This is a genomic window from Micromonospora sp. NPDC005173, from assembly GCF_040608515.1.
Classification (GTDB): domain Bacteria; phylum Actinomycetota; class Actinomycetes; order Mycobacteriales; family Micromonosporaceae; genus Micromonospora.
Genome location: NZ_JBEXIK010000003.1, coordinates 178,130 through 193,721, shown reverse-complemented (window position 1 = coordinate 193,721; position 15,592 = coordinate 178,130). Strand labels below are relative to the sequence as shown.

21 protein-coding genes and 1 tRNA gene are annotated in these 15,592 nt (G+C 68.9%); 10 read left to right on the top strand and 12 right to left on the bottom strand.

The features are described 5' to 3' along the window. Positions 1-68 precede the first annotated feature (68 nt). Genes ABZV00_RS06230 through ABZV00_RS06220 form a run of 3 tightly spaced genes read left to right on the top strand, consistent with a single transcriptional unit; the run spans position 69 to position 1,826 of the window. A complete protein-coding gene (locus tag ABZV00_RS06230; protein ID WP_328423300.1) occupies positions 69-779 on the top strand; it encodes a hypothetical protein in 711 nt (236 codons plus the stop codon). Continuing rightward, a complete protein-coding gene (locus ABZV00_RS06225; protein ID WP_355602329.1) occupies positions 776-1,297 on the top strand; it encodes a hypothetical protein in 522 nt (173 codons plus the stop codon). Before ABZV00_RS06230 ends, ABZV00_RS06225 begins: the two co-directional genes overlap by 4 nt. Further along, positions 1,284-1,826 (top strand): hypothetical protein, encoded by a 543-nt coding sequence (locus ABZV00_RS06220; RefSeq protein WP_355602327.1) that lies wholly within the window; start codon positions 1,284-1,286, stop codon positions 1,824-1,826. Before ABZV00_RS06225 ends, ABZV00_RS06220 begins: the two co-directional genes overlap by 14 nt. A gap of 34 nt (positions 1,827-1,860) precedes the next feature. Here the strand turns inward: ABZV00_RS06220 and ABZV00_RS06215 are convergent, their stop codons facing one another. After that, on the bottom strand, positions 1,861-2,652 hold the full coding sequence (locus tag ABZV00_RS06215) for a ferritin-like domain-containing protein (protein WP_355602325.1): 792 nt from the start codon (positions 2,650-2,652) through the stop codon (positions 1,861-1,863). A gap of 147 nt (positions 2,653-2,799) precedes the next feature. Next, positions 2,800-3,885 (bottom strand): Gfo/Idh/MocA family oxidoreductase, encoded by a 1,086-nt coding sequence (locus ABZV00_RS06210; protein ID WP_355602323.1) that lies wholly within the window; start codon positions 3,883-3,885, stop codon positions 2,800-2,802. 91 nt (positions 3,886-3,976) lie between these two features. On the opposite strand from ABZV00_RS06210, the gene ABZV00_RS06205 reads away from it, so the two are divergent. Together ABZV00_RS06205 and ABZV00_RS06200 are read left to right on the top strand one after the other, a co-directional pair. Continuing rightward, positions 3,977-4,735: a hypothetical protein gene (locus ABZV00_RS06205; protein WP_355602321.1), complete on the top strand. Its 759-nt coding sequence runs from the start codon at positions 3,977-3,979 to the stop codon at positions 4,733-4,735. Positions 4,736-4,824: 89 nt separating this feature from the next. Then, the gene (locus tag ABZV00_RS06200) at positions 4,825-5,148 is read left to right on the top strand and encodes a pentapeptide repeat-containing protein (RefSeq protein WP_355602319.1); all 324 of its coding nucleotides are present in this window, start codon (positions 4,825-4,827) and stop codon (positions 5,146-5,148) included. Positions 5,149-5,184: 36 nt separating this feature from the next. Here ABZV00_RS06200 and ABZV00_RS06195 read toward each other — a convergent pair whose 3' ends face one another. Beyond that, on the bottom strand, positions 5,185-5,661 hold the full coding sequence (locus tag ABZV00_RS06195) for a DUF4279 domain-containing protein (RefSeq protein ID WP_355602317.1): 477 nt from the start codon (positions 5,659-5,661) through the stop codon (positions 5,185-5,187). Positions 5,662-5,705: 44 nt separating this feature from the next. Continuing rightward, positions 5,706-6,152 (bottom strand): Lrp/AsnC family transcriptional regulator, encoded by a 447-nt coding sequence (locus tag ABZV00_RS06190; RefSeq protein WP_355602315.1) that lies wholly within the window; start codon positions 6,150-6,152, stop codon positions 5,706-5,708. 94 nt (positions 6,153-6,246) lie between these two features. Here ABZV00_RS06190 and ABZV00_RS06185 point away from each other — a divergent pair, with 94 nt between their 5' ends. Beyond that, positions 6,247-7,098, top strand: coding sequence for a TIGR03619 family F420-dependent LLM class oxidoreductase (locus tag ABZV00_RS06185; protein WP_355602313.1), 852 nt, complete (start codon positions 6,247-6,249; stop codon positions 7,096-7,098). After that, on the top strand, positions 7,095-7,520 hold the full coding sequence (locus ABZV00_RS06180) for a nucleoside deaminase (RefSeq protein WP_355602311.1): 426 nt from the start codon (positions 7,095-7,097) through the stop codon (positions 7,518-7,520). Before ABZV00_RS06185 ends, ABZV00_RS06180 begins: the two co-directional genes overlap by 4 nt. Before the next feature lie 272 nt (positions 7,521-7,792). Here ABZV00_RS06180 and ABZV00_RS06175 read toward each other — a convergent pair whose 3' ends face one another. From ABZV00_RS06175 to ABZV00_RS06165, 3 genes are all read right to left on the bottom strand, one after another. Next, positions 7,793-8,299 (bottom strand): GNAT family N-acetyltransferase, encoded by a 507-nt coding sequence (locus tag ABZV00_RS06175; protein ID WP_355602309.1) that lies wholly within the window; start codon positions 8,297-8,299, stop codon positions 7,793-7,795. Further along, the gene (locus ABZV00_RS06170; RefSeq protein ID WP_355602307.1) at positions 8,299-8,682 is read right to left on the bottom strand and encodes a hypothetical protein; all 384 of its coding nucleotides are present in this window, start codon (positions 8,680-8,682) and stop codon (positions 8,299-8,301) included. Before ABZV00_RS06170 ends, ABZV00_RS06175 begins: the two co-directional genes overlap by 1 nt. 65 nt (positions 8,683-8,747) lie before the next feature. Beyond that, positions 8,748-9,281, bottom strand: coding sequence for a hypothetical protein (locus ABZV00_RS06165; RefSeq protein ID WP_328423280.1), 534 nt, complete (start codon positions 9,279-9,281; stop codon positions 8,748-8,750). Between the two features lie 59 nt (positions 9,282-9,340). Here ABZV00_RS06165 and ABZV00_RS06160 point away from each other — a divergent pair, with 59 nt between their 5' ends. Next, on the top strand, positions 9,341-9,988 hold the full coding sequence (locus tag ABZV00_RS06160; protein WP_355602305.1) for a MerR family transcriptional regulator: 648 nt from the start codon (positions 9,341-9,343) through the stop codon (positions 9,986-9,988). Between the two features lie 183 nt (positions 9,989-10,171). Here the strand turns inward: ABZV00_RS06160 and ABZV00_RS06155 are convergent, their stop codons facing one another. Beyond that, on the bottom strand, positions 10,172-10,294 hold the full coding sequence (locus ABZV00_RS06155; protein WP_355602303.1) for a hypothetical protein: 123 nt from the start codon (positions 10,292-10,294) through the stop codon (positions 10,172-10,174). A gap of 387 nt (positions 10,295-10,681) precedes the next feature. Further along, positions 10,682-10,936 carry a hypothetical protein gene (locus ABZV00_RS06150; protein ID WP_355602301.1) on the bottom strand — a complete coding sequence of 85 codons (255 nt, stop codon included), beginning with the start codon at positions 10,934-10,936 and terminating at the stop codon, positions 10,682-10,684. Here ABZV00_RS06150 and ABZV00_RS06145 point away from each other — a divergent pair. Beyond that, positions 10,931-11,587, top strand: a complete 657-nt coding sequence (locus ABZV00_RS06145) for a sulfotransferase (RefSeq protein ID WP_355602299.1) — start codon at positions 10,931-10,933, stop codon at positions 11,585-11,587. The two genes, ABZV00_RS06150 and ABZV00_RS06145, sit on opposite strands and share 6 nt — an antisense overlap. A 298-nt stretch (positions 11,588-11,885) precedes the next feature. After that, the gene (locus ABZV00_RS06140; RefSeq protein ID WP_355602297.1) at positions 11,886-13,067 is read left to right on the top strand and encodes a low temperature requirement protein A; all 1,182 of its coding nucleotides are present in this window, start codon (positions 11,886-11,888) and stop codon (positions 13,065-13,067) included. Positions 13,068-13,441: 374 nt separating this feature from the next. Here the strand turns inward: ABZV00_RS06140 and ABZV00_RS06135 are convergent. The 3 genes from ABZV00_RS06135 to ABZV00_RS06125 all read right to left on the bottom strand — a co-directional run bounded on the left by ABZV00_RS06135 (position 13,442) and on the right by ABZV00_RS06125 (position 15,520). Then, a tRNA-Ala gene (locus tag ABZV00_RS06135) sits at positions 13,442-13,518 on the bottom strand. Positions 13,519-13,909: 391 nt separating this feature from the next. Then, the gene (locus ABZV00_RS06130; RefSeq protein WP_355602295.1) at positions 13,910-14,692 is read right to left on the bottom strand and encodes a hypothetical protein; all 783 of its coding nucleotides are present in this window, start codon (positions 14,690-14,692) and stop codon (positions 13,910-13,912) included. 177 nt (positions 14,693-14,869) lie between these two features. Further along, positions 14,870-15,520, bottom strand: coding sequence for a GNAT family protein (locus ABZV00_RS06125; protein WP_328423268.1), 651 nt, complete (start codon positions 15,518-15,520; stop codon positions 14,870-14,872). Positions 15,521-15,592: the final 72 nt, after the last annotated feature.

The following is a 15,592-nucleotide window of genomic DNA, read 5'->3' as shown; positions in this document are numbered from 1 at the left end:
TGTGGCCGTCCGGTTGGGACGCGCGGTCGACACCGGCCGCACGTCACCTCGAAGAGGGAGAACGGCGAGTGGAGAAACTCAGGCGGCCCGGCCTACGCCGGCTGGGCCTGGCGGCGGCGGGCGCGGTCGCGGTGACCGCGCTCGTGGCGGCCGCAGGTATCGGTCGGGCCGACCCCGGCGTGCGCTACGACGCGCAACCCGAGTCGCTGGCATTCGGCAAGGAGATGTACGACTTCCAGACCGTCGAGCAGATGACGGCCACCTCACACCTGGTGGTCTACGGCACGGTCACGTCGGTGGAGCCCGGCCGGCTCGCCAGCACGGACGAGGACCCGGCAGCGGTTGGCGGTGACGTTCGGCTGCGAACGGTGACGATCAGCCGGTCCGACATCCTGCACAACCCGAAGGGGTTGATCATCCCGGCGTCCATCACGCTCGAGGAGGAGGGCTGGGACGAGGAGGGCCGCGGCTACGTCTCCAACAACGTGGCGTGGAGTGAGGTGGGCGACACCGGCTACTTCTTCCTGCGCCGCGCCGCCGGCGTCAGCGACCCGTACACCTACCAGCTCGCCAGCTCCGACGGGCGGGCGCTGGTGGTCGACGGCGCGCTCCGGCCCAGCAACGTGGAGACCGAGCTCGCCACGTCAATCACCACGATGGGGCCGTCGTTCCTGAACAACACGGTCGTCGCGGCGAGCGGGCAGGTCGCCGCGGGCACGTTGACCGAGTCGGTGCCGACCGCGGAGCTGCCGCTGCCTCCCGAGGAGAGTGGGGAATGAAGCGCACGACGATGGTCCTGGGTGCCACGCTGATCGCCGTGGTGGCGTTCGCGCCACCGGCCGTGGCCGGACACGGAGGCAAGGCCAACAGCGGCAAGCCGGACAACAAGGAACAGGCGGTGGAGTCGAACTCGTTGACCACCGCCGGCAAGGCGGCGGTCTCGCACGGGCGGGCGCAGCTCGACCGTTCGCAGATCAACACCTCGGCCGGCGGCGGGGACATCCACGTCTACGACAAGTCGTACTCCAACTCCTGGTACGGCCAGACGCGCTGCACCGACACCAACTGGTGGAACGGGCTGTGCGACCAATACGACGTCAAGTTCAACACGCGGACGATGAGCGGCAAGTCCACGGCCTCCTGGCAGAGCCTCGGCTGCCACGAGCTCGGGCACACCGGCTCGCTGGGCCACCGCTCGAAAGCCGCCGACACGGACAACAACTCCTGTATGCGCAGCGATATCTGGCCCAAGAACTTCGACACCCATGACATCAACGCGATCAATGACAACGTCTAAGGGTCGCCTGCTGTTCTCCGGTGGGGCGGTGGCCGCGGTGGCCGCCGTCGCACTGGGCGGCTGGTGGCTGTCCCGGCCAGAGCTGCCCTCGGACTGGTCAGGTCGGAGCCAGTTCTGCGCCGAGGCGCAGCACTTCGCCCTGGCCAACCAGGGCGAAATCACCGGTGATCAGCGGGTCGAGGCGATGACCGGCCTGATCCGCTCCGCACCACGGGAGCTGACCCCGGACCTGGAACGGCTCGCCGGTGCACTGGGGGGTCACCACGAGCCTGCCACCGCGCACGACCACGGCACGACCGGGTCGAACCCGGAGACAGCCGAGCACGACGGGGGCACGGCTGCCCACGAGCACGACGCGGGTACGACTGCGCACGAGCACGACGCGGGTACGACTGCGCACGAGCACGAACACGCGTCCGCCGTGGACGCCTCCCCGCCGGACACGGCGGCGGTGCAGGCGAGCGGACGCCGCGCGGGTGAGTTCATCGAACGCACCTGCGGGGTCAATCTGCCCAACATCCGCACCTGACCGACGGGCATCGCCGGGGGCGTCGTAAGACGGTTCACGCGCCACGGGGGGCGGCCGGCCCGGACCACGCGTCCGGGTCGGTCGGGCCGCCGACCGGCGGGTACGCCGCCAGCTCCAGATCGTCCCGAACGGGATCGATCAGTACGTCGCGCACGACCGGCCGGAAGAGCGCCACGGTCTCGGCGATGAACCGAAGCCGGCCAACGCCGAGCACACGTAGTGCCGAGCCGTGGCCGTACCCGACCACACAGGCCGCTCCGAGCAGCAGGACCCACCAACCGATCGCCACCGCTGCCCGCGCCGGTCGTCCGACCGCGGCGAATCCCACGCGAAGCCGTTGGGTGTGAAACGGCACGTGCGACTGCTCGTCGGCCAGGATCCGGCCACCAACATCCGTCAGCAGCGGGTCAGCGGTGCCGTCGCGTACCGCTCGGTAGTAGCGCAACGCCACCACCTCCGCGACCATCAGCGTCATCAGCTCCTGTCGCAGCCCCAGTGCGCGCCGCAGTGCCACGAACACGCGGTCGCTCCAGTGTCCGTCGATGATCGACGCGCCCGTATTTACCAGCAGATGCTTGAGGAGCCGGGCGTGGTTCTGCTCCTCGGCGACGAACATCCGGACGGCCACCAGATAGTCCGGGTCGCCGGCACGTTCGCTCTTGCCGATGAGGTTCGCGCCGTCGCCATCTTCGCCGGCCTGAAATCTCTGCAGGCTCCGAATCAGGGCTCGGTCCAGTGGGCGCCCCGCATCCCACGGTGGGTCCGGTTCAAGCCGGCGCCGCTCGGCATTGGCCTCAAATGTGCGTACCCATTTCTGGAAACTCATGTCGCCCGCCCCTGTTTTCCTTGCGCTGTCTCACAACGCTAGGTGGATGGCTTCCGGGGCGACAACGGTCAGCAATCGACCTCCACGGGATCTGCACGTCCCGATCACATCTCGTCCTGCACGGAGGGGAGCACCGTTACCGCAGGCCTACCGCGCCCACGCCTCCCGCCCGGTGGTGACCGGCCGGCCGGTGCGTACAGATTCCTCGATGGCGAGGCTGATCAGGTGGTCCTGGCACGCCTCGGCCAGGGAATACGGCGCCGGGCCCTCCTCCCGCGCCCAAGCGCCGGCGCGAGCCATGATGTCGGCCACGGCGATGTCGTCGTCGGACATTCCGCTGCCGACGAACGGATTGCGGTAGACCACGCCGCCCTCGAAGCTGATGTGCTTCAGGTCGAGCCCTTCCAGGTTCAGGTCGATGCCGGTCTGCCGCCGTACCAGGGACGACTCGACCGGCGTGGTCGGGTCGACCAGGCGGACGACCCGATCGTCCACCAACTCACCGAGCGAACCCCGCACGACCAACCGGCGGGTGCGCAACGGGTTCCACCACTGGTTGTCGGTGAAGTCGTACAGCCCCATCCGCCCGCCGAAGTCGACGGTCGCGAGGGTGGTGGTGAGCTGCTGCGGGGTGGCGTCGCCGCTCCAGCCGGCGGGCGACAGCGGGTTGGCCAGCGGCGCGACGAAGGCCCGCGCGCTGACCTCGGCGGCGTCGTACCCGACGCCGAGCAGGCCACGGATCAGCGAGACCGCGTGGTACAGGTGCGTCGAGGAGATTTGCACGGAGGTCGGCTCGCCGAGGAGCCCGGCGCGGATCAGCTCCAGGCGGGCCGCGTGCCCGGGCATCAGCAGGTACTGCTCGGCGACCTGCACCAGGCCGCTGTCCCCGACGTCGGACCAGAGCGACCGCAGCCCCGCCAGGTCGGGCGCGGGCGGCGTCTCGGCGAGCACCGGCACACCAGCGGCGACCAGCTCGCGGGTCGCGGCGGGCGTCACCGACCAGGGCACCGAGACGATGACGAAGTCCGGCCGCTCGTGGGCGAGCAGTTCGGCCGTCGTGCGGAAGGTCCGCACGCCCCACTCGGCCGTCACGGCGTCACCGCGTGATTCGGTACGCGTGACCACCCCGGTCGCGCGGAACCGCTCCGGCAGCAGCCGAGCCAGACGTAGGAAGAATTCGCCCCGCCAGCCGCTGCCGACCATGCCGAACCGAGTCTGGGCGGTGGAATTCATGTGGACTCCTCACGTCGAGTCCGGATGTTAACCGGCCTACCGTGCCCTCCCTCGCTACGGTTGCTCGGGATCCCGCAGAAGGAGGTCACTGATGGCCGTCGGGCAGCTTGGCGCAGAACCTGGGACGACGGTGGCCGAGGTATCCGAGCCCCGACCTCCGCTCGACTACTACCTGCTCCTGACGAAGCCGGGCGACCGCGATCCGACCGGTGAGGTGGAGGGAATCGTGGTCGAGGAGTTCACCCGTCACCACGATTTCTCGGCGGCGGGGCTGGACAGCGCGGGCTGGACGCCTTCGGGTGACGGCTGGTGGAGTTCCGCTTCTTTCAGCCGCGGCATGCGCACCGATCCGGCCTTGCTGGCGAGGGTTGTTCCCACCTCTCGCAGCATTGCCGAAGATGTCCACCGCAAGCTGGGTGGCGGGCAACTACCTGTCGAAGCAGTGCTGCGTACCTACTTCCGCGACCACCAACCGTTCCCGAACGTTCCGCCGCTGCGACTCGGTCCCGCGCAGCCACCCACCGGATTCCACGAACGGCGCGTCTACCGCGTCCTCTTCGCCAAGGATCTCCGGGAGGAGCAGGTGGCGAGCCTCAGGGCGGTCTGGCAGCCGACGGTCGACGGCGCTGCTCCTGCACCGGGATCAGTCGTCGCCGGTGCCCTGGACAAGGACGGCGACCGGTTCACCTGGGACGTGCGCAGAGTCGGTCGAGGGCTTGCCTGGTCCCTCGACCTCACTGTCCTGTTGGGATCCGGCACCTCGGAAGCGCTGGGACCGACCCTGTACGACTTGACGAACGTGCTGCGACAGCACGGCCTGATACCCGTGACGACCGAGCGGTTCTCCTGAACGCGAGCCTCGACAACGCCGACGGGCCGCAGGAGTAGGCGGTATCAAGTCGATGGTTCGGCACCGGACGATCACGCTACGGTTCGCCGATGAGCATCCTGCCCGGTGCGACGAGACAGTCGTTCGCAGGCCGCGATCTTCGGCACCGCACCCTTGACAGGCACTCTTTCAAGTTGTGCGACTTTCGCGGCGCCGACCTGCGGGGTGCCTCCCTCCGAGGTGCCAGTTTTGCTGGCTGCGATCTTCGGGATGCCGACCTGCGTGACACGGATCTGTCCTACGCAAGTTTCAGCGACGTTCGGACTCACGATCCGGAGTACGGGCGCACGGATGTCAGTGGGGCCCGGTGGGACGGGGCCAACCTTCGAGGCGTCCGCACCGAGCGCGTCATCGGGTGGCCGGACGACCTCTGAGGGGCGGAAGCCTGCCGTCGATGTGGGTGACCGGCCTCAGCCATAGGCGTACTCGTCCACGTCAAGCTCTGCTCGCGTCAGTCGAAGAAACTCCAACACCCGGGCATCAAGGTGCCAGCCCAGCAACTGGTGCTGACCGGGAAGCTTCTCCAAGCCTTCGACCGGGGTGGTCAGGTCTTCTTCCTCACCGTCCGGATGCTCGAACACCCGGACGACCTGCAGCATGCTCGCGCCCGGCCCTCCGTCAAGGCTCTCCAACTCGGCGGCGAGCTCCCCGAGACGTTCCGCGTGCGCGAACAACCGATCAAGGATCTGGCTGATCTGGTCGTCGACCGTCAACCCCGGCCTGCGACACACGACCTTCCACCGGTGGCTGGCGGGCCTTGCAGGGTTGGCGTGACGACTGCCGCGCACGCTGATCTCGTCCGGCTCGATACCGAGCCTGGCGGTGATCTCGGCGGCCGAAACCCGGTGCGAACTCAGCGCGAAGTACGCGTACTGGGAGATCATCATCGCCGGACCCTATCCACACTTGCACCGGCTTCGGTCCCCCCGGATTACACCGGGCGTGGGCCGCGATAGGGCAGGGTGGCGCTGTAGACCACGTTGGTGGTGGTGCTGCCGAACGAGGCGAGTGCGTTGACGACCTGTTCGAGGTGCGCCATCGACGTCGCGGCCACCTTCAGCACGTAACAGTCGTCTCCGGTGGTACGCAGGCACTCCAGAATTTCCGGCCGTCGCTCCAGCAGTTGGCGCAGTGGTTCGTGCCGGCTGCCGGGGTACTTCAGCCGCACCACCGCGAGTACGGCGAAGCCCGCCTTGGGCAGATCCACCTCGGCGCGGTAACCGCTGATCACACCGGTCGCCTCCAGCCGTCTCACCCGTTCGGTGGTGGCCGACGCGCTCAGCTTGACCCGGCGGCTGAGCTCGGTGATCGGCAGGCGGCCGTCGTCCTGCAACTCGATCAGGATGGACCAATCGACAGCATCAAGATTCTCGGCCATCAGACCAATCTACCGACGGATTCGCGGCAAAATCCAGCAAGGGCAGGGAACACGGTGTTCACAAGCCAGAGCCACGCTGGCTAGCCTCAGAGCTGTGCAAATTGGCGTGAACGTACCGAACTTTGCCCCGGGCACCGACCCTGAGGTGCTGCGACAGTGGGCGCAGACGGTCGAGGGCCTCGGCTTCGACCTGCTGATGGTCTCCGACCACATCGCGGTGACCCCGGACGTGGCCGAGCAGTATCCTGCGCCGTTCTACGAGCCGTTCACCACACTGTCCTGGCTGGCTGGGGTGACCCGCCGGGTCCGGCTGGGCACCACCGTGCTCATCGTCCCGTACCGGCACCCGCTGCTCACCGCCCGGATGGCAGCGAATCTCAACCGGCTCAGCGGCGGCCGGCTCGTCCTCGGGGTCGGCGTCGGCTGGGCCCGGCAGGAGTTCGAGGCGCTCGGCGTACCGTTCCGGCGGCGCGGCGCGCTGACCGACGAGTACCTGCTCGCCATGCGTGACGCCTGGCGCAACACCGACGACTACGACACGGAAGCGATCCCGATCTGGGTCGGCGGCAACAGCGACGCCGGCATGCGTCGCGCGGTACGACTCGGAGACGCGTGGCACCCGCTGCGGATCACGCCTGGATGGTTGGCGGAGGCGGCCGGGCGGCTCAAGGCCATCGCCGACGAACTGGGTCGCCCGGTGCCCCCGTTGATGCCGCGCATCGCACTCCGGGAGACGCGTGAACCGGTCACCGCCCCAGACCGGCTCGCCGGTGTCGGCACCATCGAGCAGATCATCGCCGACATCGATCAGATCCGTCTGCTCGGCGCGGAGACGGTGGTGCTCGACCCGTTCAACGGCGACCTGACCGAAATCCGCCAGCCCGAACGCGCCTGGCGGACACTCGCGGCCGTGGCCGCACACCACAAATCCCAGGAGGACCGATGACCCCCGATGACGAGAAGTTTCTCCGCCGTGCCGTGGAAATCGCCGACCAGGCCGGGGCGTCCGGCGAACGGCCGTTCGGCTCCTTGCTTGTCGGTGCGGACGGCACAGTCCTGATCGAGGACCACAACACCGTCGTCTCCGACTCGGACATCACGGCCCACCCGGAACTGAAGCTGGCTCGCTGGGCCGCCCGGGAACTCGCCCCCGACGTGGCGGCCGGCACCACCATGTTCACCAGTTGCCAGCCCTGCCCGATGTGCGCGACCGCGATCGATCGGTCCGGCCTCGGACGGGTGGTGTACGCCCTGTCCACCGAACAGTTCGAGGCTGTCAAACCGGCCACCCCGCCGCTGCCCCCGGTGCGGTACGAAGGGCCCGCGCTGTTCGACGAGGCGCGCCAGCCGATCGAGAACCACTACTAGTCGTCACAGCGTTGGTCACTTGTCCGCCGTACTCGACGAGGGTTTCAGCCTCCGGATCGCCACCGGGATGGTGGTCGTACTCGTCGGGGTCGGCCTGACCCGCAGACGCAGACGGTCTCCGCCGGCACCGGTGCCGGCGGAGACCCCGCCGCGCTGCCCGCGCCGAGAGCCTGACCCGCCCCTGCCTCCGAAAGAGCAGGGCGTACGACAGCGACCGCACCAACGGTAAGCACGAGCCCCGCCACCACGCATCGCCGAGCCGCCGCCAAGTCTCACAAATCCCGACGCATGCACACCCGCGGCCACCGGTCCAGTCCATGCGCCGCTTCCCGCCGCCGGATCGCACGGAGCCCTGGCGTCCACTGGCTCTCATCCAGGACCCGGAAGCCACATCGCAGGTAGTACGGCCCGTTCCACGGCACCTCGGCAAACGTGGCCAACGTCAGCGCCAACACGCCACCGGCCATCGCACGATCCGCAGCATGCTCCAGCAGCGCCCGGCCCACTCCCCGGCGCGCATGATCCGGATGTACCGACACCTGCTCGACGTGGAGGTTCCCGTCGACGTGATCGGTGATCAAATACGCCACCGGACGATCGGCCCGATCGACCGCCACCCAGCCCCGACCAGCCCGCTGATACCCCGACAGCACCCCCACCGGCAGCGGCTCGTCGTCGGCGATCTCCGGCATGCCGACATCGCGGAAGCACTGTCCGGCTGCACGCTCGATGTCCCGCAGAACCTCAAGTTCATCTACGCCGACCACCCGGATTCTCATCACGCGGTCAGCAGGCCGACGCCGAGGCTGATCACACCCGCAGCTAGGGAGAGCGCGCCGATCCACAGCACCCAGACGAACCTGTTGGGTCCGGTGATGTTCCTGCCGGCGGAAGAGGCGAAGAACCCGGCGGGCATCAGGATCGCGGCGACGGGCAATCCCAACCGGGCGATCCACAGCAGGACGCCGGTGAGGCTCGTGGCGTCCACATAGAGCAGTCCGACCAGGCTCAGGATCACCAGTACGCCGGCATGGCCGTGCCCGGCGCGCGCGAAGGACTTCTGAAAGTCGGTCATCGGCGCAGCGCCCTGGGCGATCCGGGTCATGAACCAGCCGCCGAACTGGATGGTGACGATGGTGAGTAGAACCACCCCGGCGATCACGCGGGATTCGGTACTGAGAGCCATGGTCTGCACGGCGAACTCCTTCAGATCAGCTTGACGAGGGGCTATCGGGCAACGGTCGCTGATCTTGCGACGCCGGAGCGCGGCAAGCGCAGGACGCGTCGGGCCACGGTGCTGTCGGCCGATCGGGCCACCCAGACAGCGATGACGACGTAGAGGACCTGCTGTGGGATTCGCAGCCACAGCGGAGTCGGCTCATCCCCGTTGAACGGCACATCGGCGACGGCGGCGTAGACGTTCGCCGGAAGCAGTAGCACGTAGAGCGCGGCAAGGCTGATCCCGGCCGCCCAGCGAGTCGCGGTCAACACCAGGCCCACGGCGCCCAGCAGCTCCAGCACGCCGGTCAGGTAGACCATCGCATCGGCGAACGGCACGACTGGCGGCACCATCCGGACCAGATCGGCGTGATTCGGCATCACGGTGACGCTCGGCGGAACGAAATGCGCGACCGCGGTCACGACGAGCATGACCGCCATCGCGTGTGCCGCGCTGGCCGCCCAGGTGGCGAACCGGCGCACACCGAGCGCACCCAGTAGGCGGGAGCCCAGCAAGGCGATCACCAGAATCACTTCGAGCATGATCTTCTCTTTCAACGGATAGTGAAGCTATCTGTTTATAGATACTGGTACTATCCATCATGGGAGAGACGGAGTCAAGGATGCGCATCGCGGAGCTGAGTCGGCGGTCAGGGGTTGCGGTACCGACGATCAAGTACTACCTACGGGAGAGCCTCCTGCCGCCCGGCGAGCTGACCAGCCCCAACCAGGCCAGCTACGACGAGCATCACCTGAATCGACTTCGCCTGATCCGAGCCATGATCGACCTGGCCCAGGTTCCGGTAGCCAGAGTCAAAGCCGTGCTGGAAGCGCTCGATTCCGACACCCTGTCCCTGCACGAACGGATCGGGGTGGCGCATCGGGCCGTCACCCCGAGTCGGCAGCTGGCCGTAGGCGACAGCGCGCGAACGGCCGCCGCCATGCAGGTGCAAGAACTCCTCCAACGGCGAGGCTGGGCTGTCGAGCCGGATTCACCTGCGATCGCCACCCTGGTCGAAACCATCTCCGTTCTGCGATCGCTCGGCCAGGATCACCTGGTCAGCTTCCTGGACTCCTACGCAGAGGCGGTTGAGCGGTTCGCCGAACTGGAGGTCGCTGCGGTCGCCTCCCGGACCGAGCCCGATCAGATCGCCGAGAGCGTGGTGATCGGGACCATCCTCGGCGAGACCCTCGTCGCGTCGCTGCGACTGTTGGCCCAGGAGAGCATCTCGTCCCGGCGCCTTGGCTAGTCAGCGGGAGGAATATCCCGGTCCTCGTGTACCGCTCGCCGTCGTCGCCGTTGAGATTCGCCCGCAGAGAGCAGGCGCATCGGCCGGTCGGGGCTGTGGATCATCCTGGTTGTCTGCCCGTGCGGCGAGGACACTTGTTCTTGCTGCTGAGACTCGGAAGCCCCGGTTTGGTCGGTCGTCGCGTCAGCGACGGTCGCGCGGGTGCTGCGGCGGCTCTAAAAAGTCCGATGGTGGTGGTGGCTTCTTCGGGCCGAACCCGCGCCGCACCGCCCAGAACGCGATGCCCGCCACGATGACGACGACCAAGAAGAAGCATGCTATGCCCCCGGTGATGCCCATATCGCAAAATTATCGTGTTGCGCACAGCGGGGGACTCTGTTTCGAGGACCTGCCTGACTACTCAGGCGGCCCGGGCTTCGTCGTATGGCGCGCCGCCGGCGGGCTGCAACCGACGCGCTGGCGGCCGAAGGCCAGAGGCGCGGCGGCGGGCCATCGGCCCGGCCCAGGTTCGGCGGCGCGAGCGGCCCGGACGCGGGCCGCCAGCACGCACTCGGCGCGGCGGGTGCGGGTCCTGCCCGTAGCAGCGGGTGAAGGGGACAAATGGCTTGCACAGGTGACGGGCTGGGAGTTTGACTGCTCGCGATGCCTTTCCCCTCACCGATCTTCGTTGCGGGTACGGGTCGTTCGGGAACGTCACGGATCGCCGACATCATCGGCGAACATCCGCTGATCCATCGGATTCCCATGGAGACCCGGTTTCTCATCGACCCGGGTGGCCTGCGGGACCTGGCCGATGCGCTCACCGATCGATACGACCCCACCGTCGGTGAGGACGCCCTGCACCGGCTGAGCGACTTCCTCACCGTACGAGTGCCCGGCCGGCGCGACGATCGCGGCAAAACCGTTCCCGAGCTGGTCGGCGAGCGGCGTTACCGGGACGCGGTGCAACAGCTCTGGCCGCAGTTGATCGCGTACACATACGACGAACCTGCGCCCGCGGAAGGCTTCGGGAACGCCGACCGGCCTGCCGGGCCGTTCGAGCCGCTGAGCCGCCGGCGGGTACTTCCCAGGTATTTCAGCGACCGGGGCGAACTGCTCGGAATCTTGCGGGGCCTGATCGACACCATGTTCGGCGGAGCAGCCGCCGACGCGGGCAAGCCGACCTGGTGTGAGAAGACACCGTTCAACCTGCTGTGCATGGAGTTCCTCTGGGAACTGGTCCCCGAAGCGACCATCGTGCACATCAAGCGTCACCCGGTCTCAGTGCTCGCATCCCACCTGGCCCAGCCATGGGCACCGCCCACCGTCGACGGCGCGCTCGCATACCTCAAGCCGGTCTACCACCGATGGCTCACCTTGAGGAACACGGTCGACCTGACGGGCAGGCGATACATCGAGGTGAAGGCAGAAGATCTCGCAGCCGACTGGCCCGGGCAGCGCCGCGCCCTGTTCGAACGGCTCGACGTCGACGACTTCGCCACCCCTTCAACGTTTCAGTCGCACAAGCTGACGAACCGCAACGACCAATTCGACGACGAAACCCGCGAGTTCGTCGAAGAAGCGCTCGGCAAGGTCATCCCGGCCATGGGATATGAGTGACGGCTCTGGCTCTCCACCTTGACGACGCCGCGTCGCGCCCCTCGAACGCCCGGTAAACGCTGCTTCAGCCGAACCGCATCGCAGACCACTCGTTCCTAACCTTTCCGGCCGTCTTTTGAGCCCGCGCTTGTGGGCGGGTGCACGCTTCTGCCGCTGTCCGCGCGTCCCTGGACCGTCGCCCGTCCGTGTAACGCGGGTCGCTCGATCCAGTCCACGGCAGCACGTCCGCGGTCAGCGCCGCTGCCGCAGGTCAGAATGCCCCCAAACCTGGAGCAGAGCCGACAGAACGGGCGAGCCGATGACGACGAGCAGGGCGGCCGGGCTGGTGCGGAAAGCCGGGGATCCACAGCGGGCTACGTTCCTGGAACTCTTCTTCGACCTGGTCTTTGTCCTCGCGCTCGCTCAGCTCTCGCGCGGCCTGGCCGAGGATCTCGGGTGGAGCGGCGCCTTCCGGACGCTGGTGCTGTTGGGGGCCATGTGGTGGGTCTGGTCCAGCACCGCGTGGCTAACCGACCGGACGGACCCGCAACGACCGGCAATCCAGGCGCTGGTCATCGCGACCATGGTCGGCAGCCTGGTGATGGCGGCCGCGGTGCCCGAGGCATTCGGCGACACGGGCCTGATCTTCGCGGGCGCCTACGTCGCCGTCCAGTTCGGCCGCGGGCTCGTCCTCGTGGCCGTTCTGCGTGGCCACGAGCTGCAGCGCATCGGCGTGCGCGGGCTGTTCTGGTACGGCCTGTCGGCGCTGCCGTGGATCGCGGGGGCGGTCGCGGACGGTACGGCGCGTGGCGCGTTGTGGGCACTCGCGGTGGTCCTTGACCACACGGCAGGCAGAATCGGCTTCCCCACCCCGGGGGCGGGCCGTACGCCCAGCCAAGACCTTGTGATCTCGGGCGAGCACCTGGCCGAGCGCTACCGGCAGTTCTTCATCGTCGCGCTCGGCGAGCTGATCCTGGTTACCGGACTGGCGCTGAGCAGCAGCGGCTTCGCGCCGGACCGGGTCGCCGCGTTCGCAGTGTCGATCGCGACCACCGTGCTGCTGTGGCGGATCTACATCTACCGCGCTGGGCAAGTCCTGGCGGAAGCGATTGCCGTGTCTGCCGACCCGGTCCGCCTCGCCGGATCGGCGTCATACGCCCACCTGGCCATGGTGGCCGGCGTGGTCGCTGCAGCCGTCGGCGACGAACTTGTCATCGCCCATCCACTCGGGCACACCCCACCGGCCTGGATCGCCGTCATCCTCGGCGGACCCGCGCTGTACCTGGCCGGGCGTGCCCGCTTCGAGCACGTGGTATTCGGCCGCGTGTCCCGGTCCCGACCGATCGGCGTCCTTGCGCTGGCCGCCCTGACACCGGCGATGCTCCCCCTGCCGCCAGTCGTGGTCGCCGCCGCTGCTGCCCTCGTTCTGACCGGGATCGCCATATCCGACGCAGCCCGCGCCCGCAGACGCCCGCCCGAGCCGCCGTCACCACCCGGCTAGCCGGAAAGTGTCACCCATGTCTTGAGACTGTTCTGCCACGCAGGTCCTGAGACCCGACACGCGGATCATCCGAGTGCCGTACTCCGCTTGATCCCTTACACGGTGGCTTCAGCTGATACGTGACGCTTCGCCAGCGCTGGCCGAGGCCCCCGCACCTTTCACTCGCTGCGGCACTCCAGCCTGCGGGTCACCCTGGAAACCTACGTGCACTGGTGGCCGAAGAAGGACCGCCGCCGCAACATCATCAGCGGCGCGCTCCGCGACGCGAGCGCCAAACGAAAACGGGGCCCGAAGGCCCCGGATCCTCGCTGATTTGTGCCGGATCTCTGCCCGCCGATCTTGCTGGCGGGATTTCCCCTGGTCAACGGTATTGCTGGTGGAGCTGAGGGGATTTGAACCCCTGACCCCCTCGATGCGAACGAGGTGCGCTACCAGTCTGCGCCACAGCCCCTCCGCCGGCGAACCGGCTTCGGTCCCACCCGGCTTACACCGGGCGGGCCGGCAGCAAGGCTAGCAGGTCGCCGGCTCTCACCGCGAATCCGCCCCCGGCGCGGCGCTCACCCCGCCCAAAGATCCACTCGACGTCCCCGAAACCGGGGCATCAAGGACACCGCGACACCCCCGACCCCCAGGAAAACGAGTCGATCAAGCGCCAGAGCCGGCAGCTCGCCGACATGGGGGTGTCACTGCGGACGGACACCCCCACATCGGCGCCCCGGAGTCGATCAAGCGCTCGCGTCCCGCCAGGGAGAGGATCGCCGCAGCTGGCCGCGCGGGGCGGATCAAGCGCGAGCGGGCCGCGCAGGGCCGACCAAGCACCGCAGCGGGCCGCGCGGGGTCGATCAGGCGCCGCGGCCGGCCTCGTAGGGGCGTCCGCGCAGTCCGCCCGACCGCCGGTACGAGACCGATCCGCCGTTGACCGCAGCCGGCAGGTCGCCCGGCCGGTCCAGGCCCATCGCGGCCCGGCGTACCCCCTCGCGCTGGGCGGCCAGGCGGCGCTGGACCTCCCGCCGGGCCGTTGCCCGGCGGGCCTGCTCGCGGCGCACCTCGGCCTGCCGGGCTGCCAGCCAGGCCGCCTCCCGGGCTCGGGCCCGGCGCCGACGGCGGCCGGCCAGTGCCTGACCCCGCAGGTGGACGACGTACACGGCCAGCAGCAGGAACGTGACCGAGAAGCTGATCCAGAAGCCGGGGCTGACGAACAGCACGCCGATCAACTCGACGAAGTTGAGCAGCAGCAGGGCGGCGAGCACCCGGCGACGGCGGTACACGGCGGGGGTGTGCTGCCGGCGGGGCGGCGGGCGGCGGCGGGACCGCTTCGGGGCGGGGGGCACGGCTCGCAGCCGGCCGGAGCGGCGGCCCGCCGGGGGCGCGGAGACCGGCGCGGTCAGCGCTCCCGTAGCCGCATCCTCACTGAGGGTGACGACTAGTGAACGCGGAGGGTGAACGGGTCGCCGTCCCGGCACAGTGCGGCGTCGCCGACGGCGCTGGAGCACCCGCGCCGTCGACTGCGCCCGCTCCGCCACCAGCCGCTCGGTGGCGTCGTACCGGCGAACCAACGCCGGGGCCAGGGCGAGCAGGCCAGCGGCGGCGAGGACGGCGAGGAGCACCGAGGTCGGCACCCTCACCCCTCCCGTCACCGAATTCGGAGCAACCGCCTTTCGACCGCAGGATCTTCCACCGATTGCGCTCGGTTGCGTGGATCGTCCGGACGGGCAGCGCTTGCCGCAGCTTGCAGTTACTTGAGGTTACGGCGCACCGACCGGGATGCCGCCGCGCCGCGCCGATCCCGCCCGTGGGACGACCTACCGCGCAGCGGCGCGCACCCGGTGCCAGCGGGCCAGCAGACCGCCTTCGGCAGCGATCTCCTCACTGGTCATCGCGTATCCGATGTGGTCCCGCCAGGCGCCGTCGATGTGCATGTAGCGCACGTGGTACGACTCCTCGCGGAAGCCCAGCTTCTCCACCACCCGCCGGGACGGCCGGTTCTCCGGCCGGATGTTGACCTCCACCCGGTGCAGCCCGCCCGGGCCGAACGCGTGATCCACGGCCAGCGCGAGCGCCGTCGGGATCACCCCCTGACCAGCGACTCGGGCATCCACCCAGTAGCCGACGTACCCGGAGCAGAACGCCCGCCGCACGATGCTGCCCACATTGAGGTGCCCGACCAGCCGATCCCTGTCAGCCTCACGCAGGCAGACGGCGAACGGCATGCCCTCACCCTCGCGGGCCGAGCGCCGCTGGTCGCGGTGCACCCAGCGGAACGCGGCCGGCGAGTTCAGCTCGTCCCAGCTACCGGGCAGCGACGACTCCCAGGGTGCCAGCCAGGCCCGGTTGGCCCTGCGCACCTCCGACCACGCGGCGGCGTCGGAGCGCCGGTAGGGCCGCAGCAGCACCGGACCGTCGACCAGCACCGCCGGCCAGCCGGGCGCCCGCGCGGGGCCGAAGAGACTCACCCGGACAGTCTCCCGCGCGGGACCGTGTCGTGCGCAAGTGGACCCACCGCGCTCACGACAAAGGACCGCACA